General features: G+C 57.1%; 13 protein-coding genes and 1 pseudogene. 8 read left to right on the forward strand and 6 right to left on the reverse strand.

Annotation, left to right across the window (positions count from 1 at the left end):
• Positions 1 to 18 precede the first annotated feature (18 nt).
• The 4 genes and pseudogenes from AB7E06_RS03165 to AB7E06_RS03180 all read right to left on the reverse strand — a co-directional run bounded on the left by AB7E06_RS03165 (position 19) and on the right by AB7E06_RS03180 (position 3,512).
• Positions 19 to 996, reverse strand: a complete 978-nt coding sequence (locus tag AB7E06_RS03165) for a tripartite tricarboxylate transporter substrate binding protein BugD (protein ID WP_094195156.1) — start codon at positions 994 to 996, stop codon at positions 19 to 21.
• Between the two features lie 209 nt (positions 997 to 1,205).
• Positions 1,206 to 2,369: an MFS transporter gene (locus tag AB7E06_RS03170; RefSeq protein WP_395014034.1), complete on the reverse strand. Its 1,164-nt coding sequence runs from the start codon at positions 2,367 to 2,369 to the stop codon at positions 1,206 to 1,208.
• 135 nt (positions 2,370 to 2,504) lie between these two features.
• A pseudogene (locus AB7E06_RS03175) lies at positions 2,505 to 2,726 on the reverse strand (antibiotic biosynthesis monooxygenase); the annotation flags it as partial.
• Positions 2,727 to 2,810: 84 nt separating this feature from the next.
• A complete protein-coding gene (locus AB7E06_RS03180; RefSeq protein ID WP_094195157.1) occupies positions 2,811 to 3,512 on the reverse strand; it encodes a glutathione S-transferase family protein in 702 nt (233 codons plus the stop codon).
• Between the two features lie 123 nt (positions 3,513 to 3,635).
• Here AB7E06_RS03180 and AB7E06_RS03185 point away from each other — a divergent pair, with 123 nt between their 5' ends.
• Positions 3,636 to 4,631, forward strand: a complete 996-nt coding sequence (locus tag AB7E06_RS03185; protein ID WP_094195158.1) for a 5'-nucleotidase — start codon at positions 3,636 to 3,638, stop codon at positions 4,629 to 4,631.
• Positions 4,632 to 4,765: 134 nt separating this feature from the next.
• Here AB7E06_RS03185 and AB7E06_RS03190 read toward each other — a convergent pair whose 3' ends face one another.
• Complete coding sequence (locus AB7E06_RS03190; protein WP_094195159.1) at positions 4,766 to 5,506, reverse strand: IclR family transcriptional regulator; 741 nt, start codon at positions 5,504 to 5,506, stop codon at positions 4,766 to 4,768.
• Positions 5,507 to 5,758: 252 nt separating this feature from the next.
• On the opposite strand from AB7E06_RS03190, the gene AB7E06_RS03195 reads away from it, so the two are divergent.
• Together AB7E06_RS03195 and AB7E06_RS03200 are read left to right on the forward strand one after the other, a co-directional pair.
• Positions 5,759 to 7,354: a sulfatase-like hydrolase/transferase gene (locus AB7E06_RS03195; RefSeq protein WP_094195160.1), complete on the forward strand. Its 1,596-nt coding sequence runs from the start codon at positions 5,759 to 5,761 to the stop codon at positions 7,352 to 7,354.
• 61 nt (positions 7,355 to 7,415) lie between these two features.
• Positions 7,416 to 8,399: a Bug family tripartite tricarboxylate transporter substrate binding protein gene (locus AB7E06_RS03200; RefSeq protein ID WP_094195161.1), complete on the forward strand. Its 984-nt coding sequence runs from the start codon at positions 7,416 to 7,418 to the stop codon at positions 8,397 to 8,399.
• Between the two features lie 217 nt (positions 8,400 to 8,616).
• Here AB7E06_RS03200 and AB7E06_RS03205 read toward each other — a convergent pair whose 3' ends face one another.
• Complete coding sequence (locus AB7E06_RS03205; RefSeq protein ID WP_009463827.1) at positions 8,617 to 9,075, reverse strand: MarR family winged helix-turn-helix transcriptional regulator; 459 nt, start codon at positions 9,073 to 9,075, stop codon at positions 8,617 to 8,619.
• 199 nt (positions 9,076 to 9,274) lie between these two features.
• On the opposite strand from AB7E06_RS03205, the gene AB7E06_RS03210 reads away from it, so the two are divergent.
• The 5 genes from AB7E06_RS03210 to AB7E06_RS03230 all read left to right on the forward strand — a co-directional run bounded on the left by AB7E06_RS03210 (position 9,275) and on the right by AB7E06_RS03230 (position 16,770).
• Complete coding sequence (locus AB7E06_RS03210; protein ID WP_094195162.1) at positions 9,275 to 11,485, forward strand: indolepyruvate ferredoxin oxidoreductase subunit alpha; 2,211 nt, start codon at positions 9,275 to 9,277, stop codon at positions 11,483 to 11,485.
• A 23-nt stretch (positions 11,486 to 11,508) separates the two neighbouring features.
• Positions 11,509 to 13,014, forward strand: coding sequence for an indolepyruvate oxidoreductase subunit beta family protein (locus tag AB7E06_RS03215; protein WP_094195163.1), 1,506 nt, complete (start codon positions 11,509 to 11,511; stop codon positions 13,012 to 13,014).
• Between the two features lie 233 nt (positions 13,015 to 13,247).
• On the forward strand, positions 13,248 to 13,763 hold the full coding sequence (locus AB7E06_RS03220) for a MarR family winged helix-turn-helix transcriptional regulator (protein ID WP_009463824.1): 516 nt from the start codon (positions 13,248 to 13,250) through the stop codon (positions 13,761 to 13,763).
• Between the two features lie 95 nt (positions 13,764 to 13,858).
• Complete coding sequence (locus AB7E06_RS03225; RefSeq protein ID WP_094195164.1) at positions 13,859 to 14,302, forward strand: acyl-CoA thioesterase; 444 nt, start codon at positions 13,859 to 13,861, stop codon at positions 14,300 to 14,302.
• 131 nt (positions 14,303 to 14,433) lie between these two features.
• The gene (locus AB7E06_RS03230; protein WP_094195165.1) at positions 14,434 to 16,770 is read left to right on the forward strand and encodes a bifunctional salicylyl-CoA 5-hydroxylase/oxidoreductase; all 2,337 of its coding nucleotides are present in this window, start codon (positions 14,434 to 14,436) and stop codon (positions 16,768 to 16,770) included.
• The last annotated feature ends 13 nt before the right edge of the window (positions 16,771 to 16,783 follow it).

The following is a 16,783-nucleotide window of genomic DNA, read 5'->3' on the forward strand; positions in this document are numbered from 1 at the left end:
CCGTTGGGCTAACAGACGTTATTGGGGCTCTACGCCCACTTTCTTGAACAAGGCGGCCCACTGGGGAACTTGTTGTTCCACTTTGGCTTGCAAGGCGGCCGGGTTGGCTTCTTTGTCCATGACCGTCGCTCCCAGGGTGGACATGCGGCTTCGGAAGTCCTTGTCGGCCATGCCGGTCTGCAAGGCTTTCACCAAGGTATCCACGACAGGCTGGGGGGTGTCCTTCGGTGCCCACATACCGTGCCAGATACCCACTTCAAAGTCCTTGAAACCGGACTCCTGCATGGTGGGGACGTCCGGTAAGGTTGGGACGCGTTGCGGGCTGGTCACGGCATAGACCTTCACTTTGCCGGATTTGATTTGTTGGGTGGTATTGGTGGTTTGGTCACACATGACGTCCACCTGCTTGCCCATCAAATCCGCAATGGCCGGGGCGGTGCCTTTATAGGGGACCGTCAGCAGCTCGATACCCAGCGCTTCGGTGAGCATGGTGCCGCACAGGTGGCTGGCTGCGCCAATCCCGGCGTTGGCCAGGGAAACCTTGTCCTGGTTGTCCTTCAAGTACTGCACCAGTTCCTGAATGTTGTTGGGCGGGAAGTCTTCGCGGGCAATGATGGTCATGGGAACGTCGACCACCAGACCGATGGGGGACATACCATTGATGGCGTCGTAGCCGGGTTTTTTGTACAGCGAAGGAGCCGTGGAAAAGCCAATGTGCATCAGCAGTATGTTGTAGCCGTCCGGTTTGGCACGGGCGACCTGGGAGGTGCCAATGGAGCCTCCGGCACCGCCCTTGTTTTCGACCACGATGGTTTCACCCAAGGCTGGGCGCATGGCTTCGGCCAGAGCGCGTGCCACGTTGTCCGTGGGGCCGCCCGCCGCAAAAGGGACCACCATATTGATGGGGTGGTCCGGATAACCCGCTGCCTGCGCGGTGACCGAGCAGGCCAAGGCCGCGCCCAGACTGACAAACAGCTTGTTTAATGCAACAGCCATAATGCCTCCTTGATAAGGATTGCTTATTCTTTTGGGAGATACCTGGATCCGGTCGCGTGGTGTTGCGAAGCGTTGCAGGAGTGGCTTTATTCTACTGAGTGCAAACGCGTTTCTTGTTCAGGTCTAACCCTAGTAAGGGGCGTAAATCGGCTAGGGGAATATACGGGGACAAGCCACGACCTAAGGCGGTGGCTTGTCCAGGGACGGGGTCACGCAGAGGTCGGTTTATGCAGGACCGGCGTTAGGTAGGCGATGATGGCAACCGTCAGGGCGGCAGTGGCGACCAAGCTGCAAAAGATCATCAGACCCTGATCCAGGCCTAAGTGGTCGGCCAGCCAGCCCAGGCCCAAAATAGGCAAAATGGCACCCAGGTAACCCGTGATCAGGTAGGTGGAGGTCAGGCCGGCACGCTGGTGCGGGGGGGAGACACGTTGCACGATGGACATGCCGCCGTACATGCACAGGCCGTGGCCAAAGGCGGTCAGCAGTACGCACACAATGAACAGTAGCGAGGAGCTGGCCCACAGATTGATCAGCAAGGCGATACAGGCCAGGGTGAAGGACAGCAGCCCCACAATGACGCTGCGCTTGGCCGGCCAGCGGCGGATCAGTAACTGGAAACCCGAGGACAGAAACAGAATAATCCCGATGGAAAAGCCGCTGGTGGCCGGGCCGTGCCAAGGCACCATTTGCGCCATGAAGCTCGGTGCCAGAGAGGCAAACAGACTGAACATGGCAAAGGCGCAGCAGGCAGACAAGCAGCCAATCAGATAGGGGCGTCGTAAATGGGTGGCGGGCAGCGTCAGGCGCGGCATCCAGGTGCGCCAACTGTTCTTTTGCGGAACAGGCTGTTTGCTGGCAATGGGCCGGATTTGAAACAGGGCATAGATGGCCAGTACGCCCAGGATCATGGAGGGGATATAGCTGGAGAACAGTGGGTTCGGTATCCATTGTGCGATCAGGCCGCCTACCACTGGGCCCAGGCCAAATCCAAAGGCCAGCATCAGCGAGGTAGTGGCCGCAGCGCGTTGCACATCCCCGCCCCGGTTAAATTGCCCCAGACCGATGGAGGCCGAGGTCACAATCATGCTGGAGGCCATCCCGATCATGATGCGGCTGAATAGAAAGCTGCCCACATCCCAGGCAAAGGCGGACAGGGTTACGCCGCTGGTGACCAGAATCAAGCCGGTACGCAGCACGGGCATAAAGCCTTTCATGTCGCTTAAGCGGCCCAGAAACAGCAGGCCCGTCAAGCCGGAGGCCATATACGCCACGTAGAGTTGGGTGATGTGGCTGGCGTTCAGATCCCAGCGATCCTGGTACAGCGGATACAGGGGGCTGGCCAAGGCCGTACCCATTACCCCGATACACATGGCGATACTGATCCACACGTAAGGGTCCCACTTGCTTTTCTTGCAGGGGGGCCGTGCCGTTGCGGGTTTGTCAGCGTCCGCTGCTTGGCTCGGGTGGCTCAGGTGATGTTCGACTCGTGCCTGTTGCAGGGTCTGGGCGGGGGCACTGGCGTGAAAGTCCTTGCAGCTTTGGGCGTCTTGCCAGCTTTCGTGCAGCACCCAGTGTCCGGGGGGCTGGTCCTTGCGCAATACATCGAAGCGTAAACAGGCGGTGTTGGCTCGGGCTTGTTCAGCCAGCGAGCCTGTATAGGTATCCTGCGCTTGCAGATCCAAATCGGTGAAATGGTAGTGTGTAGTACGAAAGTACGTATCGCCCATGCGACGCAATCCTTGACAGCGAAATCATTCGGGACCATCAAGGATACTCTTTCGTGTCTGTACTTACATGGCAAATAGCTGACACTAGGTTGGCTGGCGCAAATCCAGATGTACCTCAGCCACATGCAAGACCTCGGCCTCGTGGTCCGGGTCGCGCCAGGTGTCCTCACAGGCCATTTGATGCCAGTGTTGCATGGCAGGCAGTGCCAATAAGCGACTCATGTAGCTTTGGCACGTCTTGTCCAGCGTCAGACCATAGGTTTGCAAGCGAAATACCACGGGGGCGTAAAAGGCATCGACCGCGCTGAATCGCTCGCCGGCCAGGAAGGGGCCACCAAAACGGCTCAAACCTTCTTGCCAGAGGGTTTGTAGGCGATCCAGTTCACCTTGCAGGCGCATATCGTGCTGATGGTGATGGGCCCGCAAGGCAACGGCAAAGGGACACAGATTACGTAGCGAGGAAAAATTGGCGTGCATCTCTGCACTGGCGCTGCGAGCCCAGGCGCGTGCAATGGGGTCAATCGGCCAGACGCCGGGGTGCTGTTCGGCCAGATATTCAGCAATGGCCAGGCTGTCCCAAATAGTTTGCCCATTGGTATGCAACACAGGGACCTGGCCTGTCGGGGCCATTTCGTGAAAGGCCACAGTGCTAAAGGGATGGCCAAAGTTGAACCAGCGCACGTTAAAATCCATGCCCAAGTGGCTCATTAATAACCAGGGTCGCAAAGACCAGGACGAGTAGTGGGGATTGCCCAGGACAAGGGTATAGTTTCTGGAAGCTTGCATGGTGGCACGGGTTTACGAAGGGGATGGTGGTTGCACTGTAGTTGGCTTTGATCTGTTTGGGTAGTACTGGCGCCGTCTTGCCGTTTTGGTACGTGGTTTTTTTACTGACTTGTGGAGTCGTCCATGGCGTATGACCTGGAAAAACGATTGGTCATTGGCCTGGCCTCCAGTGCCTTGTTTGATCTGAGCCAGTCTCATCAGGTCTTTCTGGAGCAAGGGGAGGCGGCCTATCGCGATTACCAGTTGGCACGCGAGCACGAACCGTTAAAGCCGGGTGTGGCCTTTTCCTTTATCCGGCGTTTGCTGGCCTTGAATGATTTGTCGCCCGACGATCCCTTGGTGGAGGTCGTGTTGCTGTCGCGTAACGATCCCAATACCGGTTTGCGGGTTATGAATTCCATCCGCCATCATGATCTGGACATTACGCGGGCGGTGTTTTTGCAAGGGGGCGACCCCAGCCCTTATATTCAGCCGCTGTCTATTAGCCTGTTTCTGTCAGCCAACCAGGAGGATGTGCACCGGGCGGTGCAGCAAGGTTATCCTGCAGGCCAAGTGTTGAATTCATCCTACGAGGATGCCTACGATGACCAGCCTATCCGGGTGGCCTTTGATTTTGACGGGGTGATCGCGGACGACGAGTCCGAGCGCGTGTATCAGCAAGAAGGCGGCCTGCCGGCCTTTTTCGAGCACGAAGTGCGTTTGGTGCAAAAGCCCCATAATCCGGGCCTGTTGCAGGCGTTTTTGCTGAAATTGGCGCATATTCAGGAAGTGGAGCAGCAGCGTCAGGAGCAGGATGCCAGCTATGTGCCGCGTTTGCGGATTGCGATTGTGACAGCGCGCAATGCCCCGGCCCATGAACGCGTAATCAATACCATTCGTAGCTGGGGCATTGAGGTGAACGAGGCTTTCTTTCTGGGCGGCATTGAAAAGCGGCGGGTGCTGGAAGTCTTGCAGCCGCATATCTTCTTTGATGATCAGACCACGCACCTGATTCCGACCGCGCAGACCTTGCCCTCCGTGCATATTCCGTTTGGGGTGGTGAACCATCCGCCGGTGAAAGTGGCGGAGCCGGAGAAAAAGAAGGGTCGGAAACAGGAGCAGCGGAAATCAAAGCCGTAGATCAGGTGCTGTGATTGGCTAGTGCGGCTGCAGCGGGCTTAGTGCCAAGTGCGTTTGGTTTTAAAACCGCCCAAGACAAAGCCGCGAGCTGATGCGGGACCAGGCGCGGCTTGGTTCTTGTCGGCTCACAGTTCTCAGACTTGGGCCAGAGCGCGGCTAACAGCGCGTGCAGCGGGTTGAATCAGGCTGGCCAGGGCGTCGGGATTGATGGCCTCAAAGCGCTCCAGGCTTCCCAGCAAGGTCAGGCTGCCGAAGATTCGTTTGGCATCGTCAAACACAGGCGCGGAAATCCCGGCGATACCCGGATTGATCTGCTCCTTGGTAATGCAATAGCCCGCGCGGCGTAGCTCCTGCATATGGGCCGAAAAAACCGGCCATTCCTTGCCCAGGCCTTGCACATAGTCAATATGTTGATTTTTCTCGTACAGACGACGCAGATGGCGGGTGGGCAGATAAGCGGTAACGATACGCGCCGTGGAACTGCGGAACATGTCCATGGTTCGGCCACGGCCAAACAGCAGCTCGAAACGCCCCGGCCCGGTTTCCTGATGGGTGGTCAAGATGCGTTCGCCGTATTGCTGGCCGATCAGTACGTCCAGCCCGGTTTGCTCGACCAGCGAGCGCAACAGGGGGCGACAGCGGCTGACCAGCGGATCAAATTCGCGGATCAGCAAATCCATTTCTATAAACCGTGGCCCAGGGGCGTAGCCTTCTGGGCTGCGAATCAACAGGCCGCTATTGCACAGCTCTTTCAGATAGCGATAGGTGGTGGCGGGAGGGTAGCCCAGGCGGGTGCAGATGGTCTCCACATCCAGCACCGGCGTATGTGCACCGTACAAGTCCAGAATTTGCAGCATGCGTCGTAGACTATTCATGTGCCCTCGTAAAAACGGAGTGGTTGATTCCCTATTCTAACCACGCTCAGGCCTGTCAGTGGGGAGCAACAGCGAGCCTTACTCCGATCTACTGGTTTATACCTAAACAATCGGATTATTCGGAAATTTTTCTCAGACTGCGGTAATAATCGGGAATATAAGCGGGTCTGTTCTGTATTTGCTTACACATGGCCTACTCTTTTTGTGACGCTGGGCACCTTATGGACCCGGCCCCGGTTTGACGAGGTGGACATGGATCAGGCACAGCACAGCCAAGTGTCGTTGGAAATTAAAAATGTACTGTTCATCATGTGTGATCAGTTACGCGCCGATCATCTGTCCTGTTATCGCCCTGGTGGTGCGCTAAAGACGCCGAATCTGGATCGTTTGGCGGCGATGGGACTGCGGTTTGATCGCGCCTATGTGAACTCGGCTGTCTGCGGACCGTCACGCGCCTCGTACTACACCGGCCGCTACCCCTTGTCGCATCGGGTCACCTGGAACCGCGTCCCTCACCCCATCGACGAGCTGTATCTGGGCGATTATCTGGCCCAGTCGGGAAGGGACTGCCATCTGTTGGGCAAGACGCACCATGTACCGGACCCAGCTGGCGCCAATGCTCGACGGTTTCAGGTTCAGCCCGAGGCTGCCGAGCGTTTCTGGCAAGGTGGTTTTACCGCGATTGAGCGTTATGACGGCCATTTTGAAATGGGCCCGGATAGCGAATACCGCCAGTATTTGCAGGCCCAGGGTTACGACAGCGAGCGTCCCTGGGAAGACTATGTGATTGGCAGCCAGGATGCTCAGGGGCAGTTTGCGTCCGGTTGGTACATGCGCAATGCCAGCCTGCCCGCACGGGTACAGGCACAGGACTCTGAAACCGCGTACTTCACCCAGCGGGCCATGGATTTCATCACGGCCAAAGGCGAAGAACCCTGGACCTTACACCTGTCTTTCATTAAACCGCACTGGCCTTATAAAGCTCCGGCACCCTACCACGACTGTTTCGGCCCGGAAGACGCCTGTACCCCCTTGCGTGCGGAACACGAGCGCCAGAATGCGCATCCGGTGCATGCGGCCTATCAGCAGCATGAAGAGTCCCAGTCTTTTGCCCAGGACGAGGTCTGGCGCACCATCAAGCCCGTGTATATGGGCCTGGTCCAGCAGATTGATGATGAAGTCGGCCGTTTGCTGGACATGCTCGAGCAGCAAGATCGCCTGAAAGATACCCTGATCATTTTTAGCTCCGATCATGGCGATTTACTGGGCGACCACTGGCTGGGCGAGAAAGAGTACTTCTTTGAAAGCGCCATTCGCGTGCCGCTGATCGTGGTGGATCCACGAACCTCCGCGAATGCCACACGCGGCCAAAGCAGCGATGCCTTTGTGGAGTGTGTGGATGTCACCCCCACGATTCTGGATGCCTTGCATCTGCCCGCCCAGGAACACCGGGTGGAGGGCCGTTCCCTGATTCCGCTTTTGCACGGTCAGTCGGACTGGGCACGTGAATACACCGTGGCCAGCCTGGATTATGCCTATCGGGAAGCCCGCCAGATTCTGGGTCGTGGCGTGGACGAATGCCGTGGCCTGATGTTGCGTGATGGCGAGTATAAATACATGCATTGGCAGGGTTACCGGCCACAATTGTTCGATTTGAGGCAAGACCCTGACGAGCTGCACGATCTGGGCGCAGACCCGGCGTATGCAGCGGTTTGTCGGCGTATGAAAGAAGGCCTGCTGGACTGGCACGACACCCTGAAAGGACGTGCCAGCGAGAGCTGGGCTGCGGTAGAGGATCGTACCAATGCGCACGAGCGCATGATGAATATCTTGATTGGACGATGGTAAATGCGCTGCGGGGGCTACCAGTGGGTGGCGGACCGCAATCAATAACGATAAGGAGTGGACAATGAAGCAGCTTAAAAATACGACGCTGGCCCTGTTGGTGGCAGGTGTGGGGGCCTTGGCCCCGATGATGGCTCAGGCTGCCTGGCCGACGACGGATCAGGTTCGTATTGTGGTCCCTTACCCACCCGGCACTGAGCCTGACATTCTGGCCCGCGATCTGGGTGTGCATTTGAACAAGGCCACCGGCAAGGTGTTTGTGATTGAAAACCGCCCGGGTGCCAATGCCATTATCGGTACTGATAATGTTGCCAAAGCCAAGGGTGACGGTTCTGCCTTGCTGATGGTGGACAGTCTGGCGGTCTCCACCAATCCCCTGCTCTACAGTAACCTGCCCTACAAATGGGAAAAGGACTTAAAGCCGGTCACCACCGTAGCCGGTGTGAATCTGTACCTGCTGGTGCGTAATGACTTCCCGGCCAAGGATTACAAGGAGTTCATTGCTCAGGCCAAGAAAGCCAATGGTGATACCAATGTGGGTACAGGTGGTCGCGGACACGTTACGCACCTGGGTATGGGCTTGCTGGCCCGTGAAGAAGGCGTGAACTTCACCTACATTCCCTATAAGGGTATGGCCCCGGCCACAAATGCCATTTTGGGCGGTGAGACCGATGCCATGCTGGTTGGCGGTATTCTGGCTTCGCAACACGTGGATGGTGGCAAGGTGCGCGTGCTGGCGGTAGGGGCAGACAAGCGTACGGAGTTGCTGCCCAACGTGCCGACGGTGCAGGAAGCAGGCGGTCATGCCAACAGCATCCCCACGACCACCTTTGCGCTGTTCGCTCCTGGTACCACACCGGATGACACCGTAAAGGAGATTCAGGAACAGGTCGATGCGGCCCTGAAAACGCCCGAGATGCTGGCCGCTTTCAAGAGCCGTGGACTGGCCCAGTTCTACACCACCCCGGCCCAGACTCTGGAGCGCGTGCAAAATGACTCCAAGGTCTATGCTGAGTTGATTCCTACACTGGGTATTCAGCCTGAATAGGCGGGTTGTTTGATCGCACCCTGTGCCGGCCTGTTGGTCGGACAGGGTGTGATGAGACTGAATGGCTTGAGCGGACAAAAAAACACCACCCACGCACTGTTCCAGTGGTGCGCGGGTGGTGTTTCATGACGTTGGCGACCGTTAAAGACCGGACTCGAACCGTCAGAGCAGCCCCTTGCAGGGTTTGAACCAATAGTGTGACGGGTGTCGCTGCGTTTTACTGATCGTTGTAGTCGTGCTGCTCGGAGATCAGGCGCCGCAAGGTGGTCTTGAGGGCACCGACATCCAGTGGCTGCAGGCGCTGCACCACTTCCTGCTCGTGCAGGCGGGCCTTGGCAATCAGACCGGAGATCAGGGTTTGGCCTTCTTCGGTAATACGGACCAGCGTGATACGGCGGTCCACATCGTGGGCCACGCGGCGCAGCAAACCCTGTTTTTCCAGTCTGTCCAGCAAGCGGGTGACGGTCGGTTGTTTGGTCGTTGCAATACGAGCCAAGTGGCCGATACTGACTTCGCCCGCGCCCGACAGGGTGGACAGGACACGCCACTCGGAAATGGACAAACCGTTGCTTAGCACCACTTCGTGGAACTCGGCAGAGATCAGTTGGCTGGCCTGGGCCAATAAGGCGGGCAGGTAGTTTTCGACAAAGACGGTGTCGTGTTCGGTGGGGCTCATGTGCTTATTGTCATTACGGGCTAGTGGGTGCCACATGGTGGCAACAGGGCTCACTATAACCAAGCTGTCCGTTTGCGTGTCGCAAATAGTTTGCTGACTTTACTAGGGAAAACCATGAGGATGGATATGTTGAGATATAAACATATTCATATGAAAATAAATACCATGTTCACAATGAGCGGTAAGTAAGGAAAGAAAAATGGCTGAGCGATCGTTTGTCGAAGAAGTCAAAAAGCTGCGCCTGGGTGATGGAGACGTATTCAGTGGCGAAGGCATCCTGGCGGTGACCAAGGCCCTGCTGGAATCAGGCGTGTCCTACGTGGCCGGTTACCAGGGTGCACCTATCTCGCACTTGATGGACGTCTTGGCCGATGCCCAGGACATTTTGCAAGAGAACGGAATCCGTTTTGAAAACAGCGCCAGCGAGGCGACGGCGGCGGCAACACTGGCTGCGTCGGTTAACTACCCGCTGCGTGGCGCCATTACTTTCAAAGCAACGGTAGGCACCAACGTGGCCTCGGACGCGCTGGCCAACCTGGCCTCGGGTGGGGTCAAGGGCGGTGCGCTGATCATTGTGGGCGAAGACTACGGTGAAGGCTCGTCCATCATGCAGGAGCGTAGCCACGCTTTTGCCATGAAATCCCAGATGTGGATGCTCGATCCCCGCCCCAACCTGCCCTGTATTGTGCAAGCGGTTAAAGACGGCTTTGATCTGTCCGAAGCGTCCAATACCCCGGTGATGTTGCAGTTGCGGATTCGCGCCTGCCACGTGCATGGCCAGTTTGTGGCCTCGGACAACCGCCGCGCCAAGTTCACTATTAAAGAAGCCATGGAGCAACCCACACGCGATATCAATCGCATTGTGTTGCCGCCTGCCAGCTTCATGCACGAAAAAGAAAAGATCGAACAGCGCTGGCCTAATGCCGTCAAGTTCATCGAAGAGCGTCAGCTGAACGAGTTCTTTGCAGATGGCACCGATGATGTGGGCTTGATCGTTCAGGGCGGTGGCTACAACACCGTGATCCGTGCGCTGGAGCATCTGGATCTGGCCGATGTGTTCGGCGAATCCAAAGTGCCCATGTATGTCATGAACGTGGCCTACCCCTTGATTGAATCTGAAGTCGTTCGCTTTTGTGAAGGCAAGCGTGCGGTGCTGGTGCTGGAAGAAGGTCAGCCCAACTTTGTGGAACAGAACATCTCCGACATCGTGCGTCGTCACAATGTGGATGTGACGCTGCACGGCAAGGATCTGCTGCCATTGGCCGGTGAGTACAACACTGCCACCATGTTGAAGGGCCTGCGTGCCTTCATGGAAAAATACGGCCGCGTCGAGCCTCTGGCCCCTCGCAAGCCACGCGTGATTCCGATGAAAGTCGAGACCGTGGAGCGTCCTAAAGCTGAACAAGCCAGTCTGGTGGAAGTCGAAGCGGCTGAGATCAAACCCTTGGGCAGCCTGGACGAGAACGTCCACGCCCGACCCCCCGGGTTTTGTACCGGCTGTCCCGAGCGTCCTATCTTTACTGCCTTGAAGCTGGTGGAGCGCGAATTGGGCGAACACCACGTGTCGGCCGACATTGGTTGCCACCTGTTCTCCATTTTGCCGCCCTTCAACCTGGGTAACACCACCATGGGTTACGGCCTGGGTGGCGCCGGTTCGGCTGCTTTGAATGTGGATTCGGACAAGCGCGCGATCTCGGTCATGGGTGACGGTGGTTTCTGGCACAACGGTTTGACCAGCGGTATTGCCAACGCCGTGTTCAACCGCAGTGACAACCTGACCATTGTGATCGACAACAGCTACACCGCAGCCACGGGTGGTCAGGATATTCTGTCCTCCAAGGCCAAGAACGAAACCCGCAGTACCGGTCACCTGATCGAGAAAGCGGCGCGGGGTGTGGGTGTGGAATGGCTGCGCATGATTCGTCGCACCTACGACCTGAAGACCATGACGGCCACCTTGCGTGAAGCCCTGACGACCAAGGAAAAAGGTCCCAAGGTGCTGGTGGCGCAAAGCGAATGTATGTTGAACCGTCAGCGGCGTGAGAAAGGCCAGGTACGTAAAGCCGTGGCTGCTGGCGAACGTGTGGTGCGCGAGCGCTTTGGTGTGGACCCGGATACATGTACCGGCGATCACTCCTGCATTCGTTTGTCCGGTTGCCCTTCGCTGTCGATTCGCCCCAATCCGGACGCCCTGCGTCAGGACCCCGTAGCGAATGTGATGAACAGTTGTGTGGGTTGCGGTCTGTGTGGTGAGGTTTCCCACGCCGCGATTCTGTGCCCGTCTTTCTACCGTGCACAAGTGGTCAGCAACCCGACAGGCTGGGACAAGTTCCGCGAAAAAACCCGCCGTGGCTTTATCGGTTGGTTGCAGCGTCGTGACGCTGCTCGTCGTGATCGTCTGGCCTTCTAAGTACACCCGTAGAGATTCTTATCATGCAGATCAAACCAATCAAGATTGCTATTTTGGCCATGGGTGGTGAAGGTGGCGGCGTGTTGGCCGACTGGATCGTCAATCTGGGCGAACAAAACGGCTACTTTGCACAGACCACCTCGGTTCCCGGCGTGGCTCAGCGTACCGGCGCCACGATTTACTACGTGGAACTGTTCCCGCATTCGGCGGCTGTGGATGGCAAAAAGCCGGTGCTGGCCCTGATGCCTATGCCCGGTGATGTGGATGTGGTGCTGGCCTCCGAGCTGATGGAAGCCGGTCGCGCCGTACAACGTGGGCTGGTCACCGAGGACCGCACCACGCTGATTGCCTCTACGCACCGTGTCTATTCCATTGCCGAAAAATCGGCCATGGGCGATGGCCGTGTGGACGACAATGCTCTGATTGCGCACGCAAGCCAGGCGGCCAAGCGTTTTGTGTACTTCAATATGGAAAAAGCGGCCGAGGACTCGGGCAGCGTGATTTCCGCCGTGCTGTTTGGCGCCTTGGCCAGCACCGGCGTGCTGCCCTTTAGCCGCTCGCAGTTCGAGCAGACCATCGAGCGCGGTGGTGTGGGCGTCAAACCCAGCCTGAAGGCTTTTGGTGCCGCTTACGCCCGTGTCGCTGAAGGCGATGCAGGCAAATCCGATTCGGAAACCAAGCCGGTTGATATGGCTACGTTGGCCCCTCGCGATCCTGCAGTGGCCAAGCTGATTGACCGTGTCCGTGCCGAAGTGCCCGAGCAGGCCCAGCCTATCGTGGTGGAAGGGGTGCGTCGGGTTCTGGACTTCCAGGACGTGGCCTACGCCAATCTGTACCTGGACCGCCTGAAAAAGATCAGCCAGTTTGCCCGTCCTGACGATGTGGCCCTGATCCGTGAAACAGGCCGTTATCTGGCGTTGTGGATGTCCTATGAGGACGCCATTCGCGTGGCCGAACTGAAAACCCGCTCCAGCCGTTTTGACCGTGTACATAAAGAAGTGCGTGCAACTGACGGCCAGATCGTGGCAATCAATGAATACATGCATCCCCGTGTGGAAGAAATCAGCGAAATCCTGCCTTTTGCCAGTGTGGGCCGTTGGTTGATGCGTCCTACCTGGGGCAACAAGCTGGTGAAGTCGCAGACCAAATCCGGTCGTGTTATTCAAACCAGTTCGGTGCGCGGTTTCATTCCTTTGTACGTACTGTCGGGCTTTAAGCGTTGGCGTCGTCGTACGCTGCGTTACCAGGCCGAGCAGCAGCGTATTGAAGGCTGGCTAAAGCAGATCGAGCAGGCTGCCGATGCCCACCCGGCTTTGGCGCTGGAAATTGCTCAGTGCCAGCGTCTGGTCAAAGGTTATGGCGATACGCATGTCCGTGGTTTGCGTAATTACCAGACCGTGATGTCGGCGCTGGAGCGTAACCCCAGCACCCTGTCACCTGCCATCTTGGGTGCCTTGCGTGATGCGGCATTGGCCGACGAGCACGGCACCAAGCTGGAGGCGGCACTGCGCCAGTACGCTCTGGTGTAAAGGGTCACACCGGGCCGCTTTCGGGCGGCCTCGGTGAAAACCCTTGAGGACACGGATTTAACCCCCCAAATACTTTATTTCTAAAATATTCATAGTAGAATATAAATTCGGATTGGCACTGCGACCAAGGCCCTGAAAGCCATAGATCCTGTGTCTACTTGGCCACTTGTTCAAGCAAGAATATCCCGCCTGTTGGTCAAACTGAATTAGCCAAAGCTTGGGGGAAAAACAATATGAATCAAAGCGAAGCAGCACTCGAATTTTTGGTAGAGCCGGCCGATGCCGGTTTTGAAGGGCGCGTCGGTCCCAAGGACCCGGCCAGCCTGAAACTGTGGTTGCGCATGCTGACCTGCACCAAGCAGATCGAGGACGAAATCCGTCGCCGCCTGCGCCAGAATTTTGATATTTCGCTGGCCCGTTTTGACTATATGGCCCAGTTGTACCGCTACCCGCAGGGCCTGAAGATGGGTGAGTTGTCGCGCTATCTGATGGTGACCGGCGGCAATATTACCGGACTGACTGACGAGCTGGCCCGCGAGGGCATGGTGTCTCGTCAGAGTAGCCCGACAGATCGACGTGCCTGGGTGTTGCGACTGACCCCCAAGGGCAAAAGCAGTTTTGAGGCGATGGCCCAGGCCCACAGCGACTGGATTGCAGAAATGTTTGAAGGACTGGGTACCGAGGAAGTCGTGCACATCCATCAGCATCTGGGCCTGTTGCGGGTCCATCTGCAAAGCGCTGCTGGCTAGCATAAGGTGCATCCTGCCAGGCCTGTGAACCGGGCAGGATGCGGATAGCGTCACGAACAGGCGCACAAAACACTTGCTAAAAAGGTGTCTACAACATGGTTTCCAAGCTGTACGAACAAGAACATCGCATCCGTTTTTCGGAATGCGATCCAGCGGGTATCGTTTTTTATCCGCAGTACTTTGTGATGTTTAACGACCTGATGGAAGCATGGATCGACTCCATGACCCCCGAGGGTTTTCACAACATGATCGCCAGCAAACGGGTAGGCATGCCCTCGGTGCATATTGAGGCCGAGTTCAAGTCCATCAGCCGTATGGGTGATGATGTGGTGATGAGCCTGGGTGTGGAACGCATTGGCAATAGCTCCTTGACGCTGCTGTTGCGTTGCATCGGTAAAGATGGTGTGCTGCGTATGCAAGTGCGCCAGACCGTGGTGACCACCTCGCTGGAGACGCACCTGGGTATTTCTATCCCTGATTTTCTGCGCAACCCCATGCAAGAGTATGTGATTGCCCAGCCAGAAAGCAGCAAGGCTTGATCTAGTTTGAAGTAGTAGCAGGCAGTGTGCAGGTCAGCTATTTTTTTTTGATTTAAATAGTTGACTTGTATAATATTTATTAATAAATATACTATGCTCGAAAGCATGTATTCAGACCATACGGACATATCATGAATATCGTATGTATTGGCGGAGGCCCAGCCGGCTTGTATTTCGGTTTGCTGATGAAGTTGCAAAACCCTCAGAACGAGGTTTTTGTTGTCGAGCGCAACCGACCGTACGACACCTTTGGCTGGGGTGTGGTGTTCTCGGACGCCACCATGGAAAACCTGCGTGAAGCTGACCCCGTGTCCGCGCAGACCATCGGTGACGCGTTCAACCACTGGGACGACATTGAGTGCCATTTCAAAGGTAGCGCCGTGCGCTCCAGCGGTCATGGCTTTATCGGGATTGGTCGCAAGAAACTGCTGAACATCCTGCAAGCTCGCTGTGAAGAAGTGGGCGTCAAGCTGGTGTTCGAGACCGTGGTCACGGACGAAGCTGAATTGGCCCGCAAGTACAACGCCGATATCCTGATCGCTTCTGACGGCATCAACAGTGCTGTGCGTACCCGTTACGAAGACGTGTTTCAGCCTGATATCGACACCCGTAACTGCCGCTTTGTGTGGTTGGGTACGGAAAAAGTGTTCGATGCCTTTAACTTCATCTTTGTTGAAACCGAGCACGGCTGGTTCCAGGCTCACGCCTACCGCTTCCAGGACGGTCTGTCCACGTTCATCGTGGAAACGCCTGAAGAGACCTGGCAGAAAGCCGGTATTGGCGAAATGTCGCAGGAAGATGCCATTGCCTACTGCGAAAAGCTGTTTGCCGACCACCTCGATGGCAACAAGCTGATCAGCAATGCCACCCACCTGCGCGGTTCGGCCATCTGGATCCGTTTCCCACGCGTTATCTGCAACAAGTGGGTGCACTGGCAAGATTACGGCACCGGCAAGAAAGTTCCTGTGGTGCTGATGGGCGACGCCGCTCACACCGCTCACTTTTCTATTGGTTCCGGCACCAAGTTGGCCCTGGAAGATGCCATCACCCTGGCCCAGCACATGGACCACGAGTCCATGGAAGAGGCCCTGAAAGATTACGAAGCCGCTCGTAGCGTGGACGTATTGCGTATTCAGAATGCTGCCCGCAACTCGACCGAATGGTTCGAGAACGTGGCCCGTTACGCCAATATGAAGCCCGAGCAGTTCACCTACTCCATGCTGACCCGCTCGCAGCGCATCTCGCACGAGAACATGCGCATGCGTGACGCCGCCTGGCTGGAAAAATACGAGCGCTGGATGGCGACCGAAGCCGGCATGACGCTGGCCGACGGTGAAAAGGCCCCTTCGCCTATGTTTACGCCCTTCAAACTGCGCGATATGCAGTTGAAGAACCGTGTCGTGCTCTCGCCCACCTTGATGTACAGCGCCAAGGACGGTATGCCCGGTGCTACGCACCAAGTGCATTACGGCAGCCGCGCCATGGGTGGTGCTGGCCTGATCATGGCTGAAATGACGGCGGTGACGCCTGAAGGCCGTGTCACTCCCGGTTGTACCGGTCTGTGGAACGACGAGCAGGCCAATGCCTGGAAACCTGTAGTGGCTTTTGCCCACGAACAGGGTGCCAAGATTGGTGTGCAACTGGGCCATGCGGGCCGTCGCGGTTCGACGCAACTGGGCTGGGAAAAAGCCAATCAGCCGCTGGCTGAAGGCAACTGGCCCTTGGTGTCGGCTTCCGCCCTGCCGTATCAGGCGGGCGTAACTGCCGTGCCTGCCGAGATTACCCGTGCCCAGATGGACGAAATTCGTGACGCCTTTGTGGCTGCGGCCAAGCGCGCCGATCAGGCCGGTTTTGACTGCATCGAATTGCAAGCGGCCCACGGCTACCTCTTGTCCAGCTTCATCTCGCCGCTGACGAATCAGCGTAGTGACGAGTTTGGTGGTAGTCTGGAAAATCGCATGGCTTACCCGCTGGAAGTGTTTGCGGCTATCCGCGCCGTCTGGCCAGAGAACAAGCCCATCATGGTGCGTATCTCGGCAACCGACTGGGCCGAAGGCGGCAACACGGCGGACGACGGTGTGGAAATTGCACGCCTGTTCAAGCAAGCCGGTGCCGATCTGATCGACGTGTCCTCGGGTGAAGTGGTGCTGGAGCAGCAGCCAATTTACGGCCGCATGTACCAGACACCATTCTCCGACCGTATCCGTAACGAAGCCGGTATCGCCACCATGGCGGTGGGTTCGATCATGGAAGCGGATCACGCCAACAGCATTATTGCTGCAGGCCGTGCTGACCTGTGTGCCCTGTCGCGTGGCTTTTTGGCCGACGCAAACTGGCCTCAGCGTCAGGCTGCGGAGCTGGGTTACACCGACCTGGCCTGGCCCGTTCAGTACGAATGGGGCAAGGACTGGTTGCAGCGTCAAATCAAACGTGCGCCAGTGGCCCAGGACGGCCCTGCCAAGTCATAAAACACAGAAGGAG

This window comes from Alcaligenes sp. (genome assembly GCF_050255915.1).
Lineage (GTDB): Bacteria > Pseudomonadota > Gammaproteobacteria > Burkholderiales > Burkholderiaceae_B > Alcaligenes > Alcaligenes aquatilis.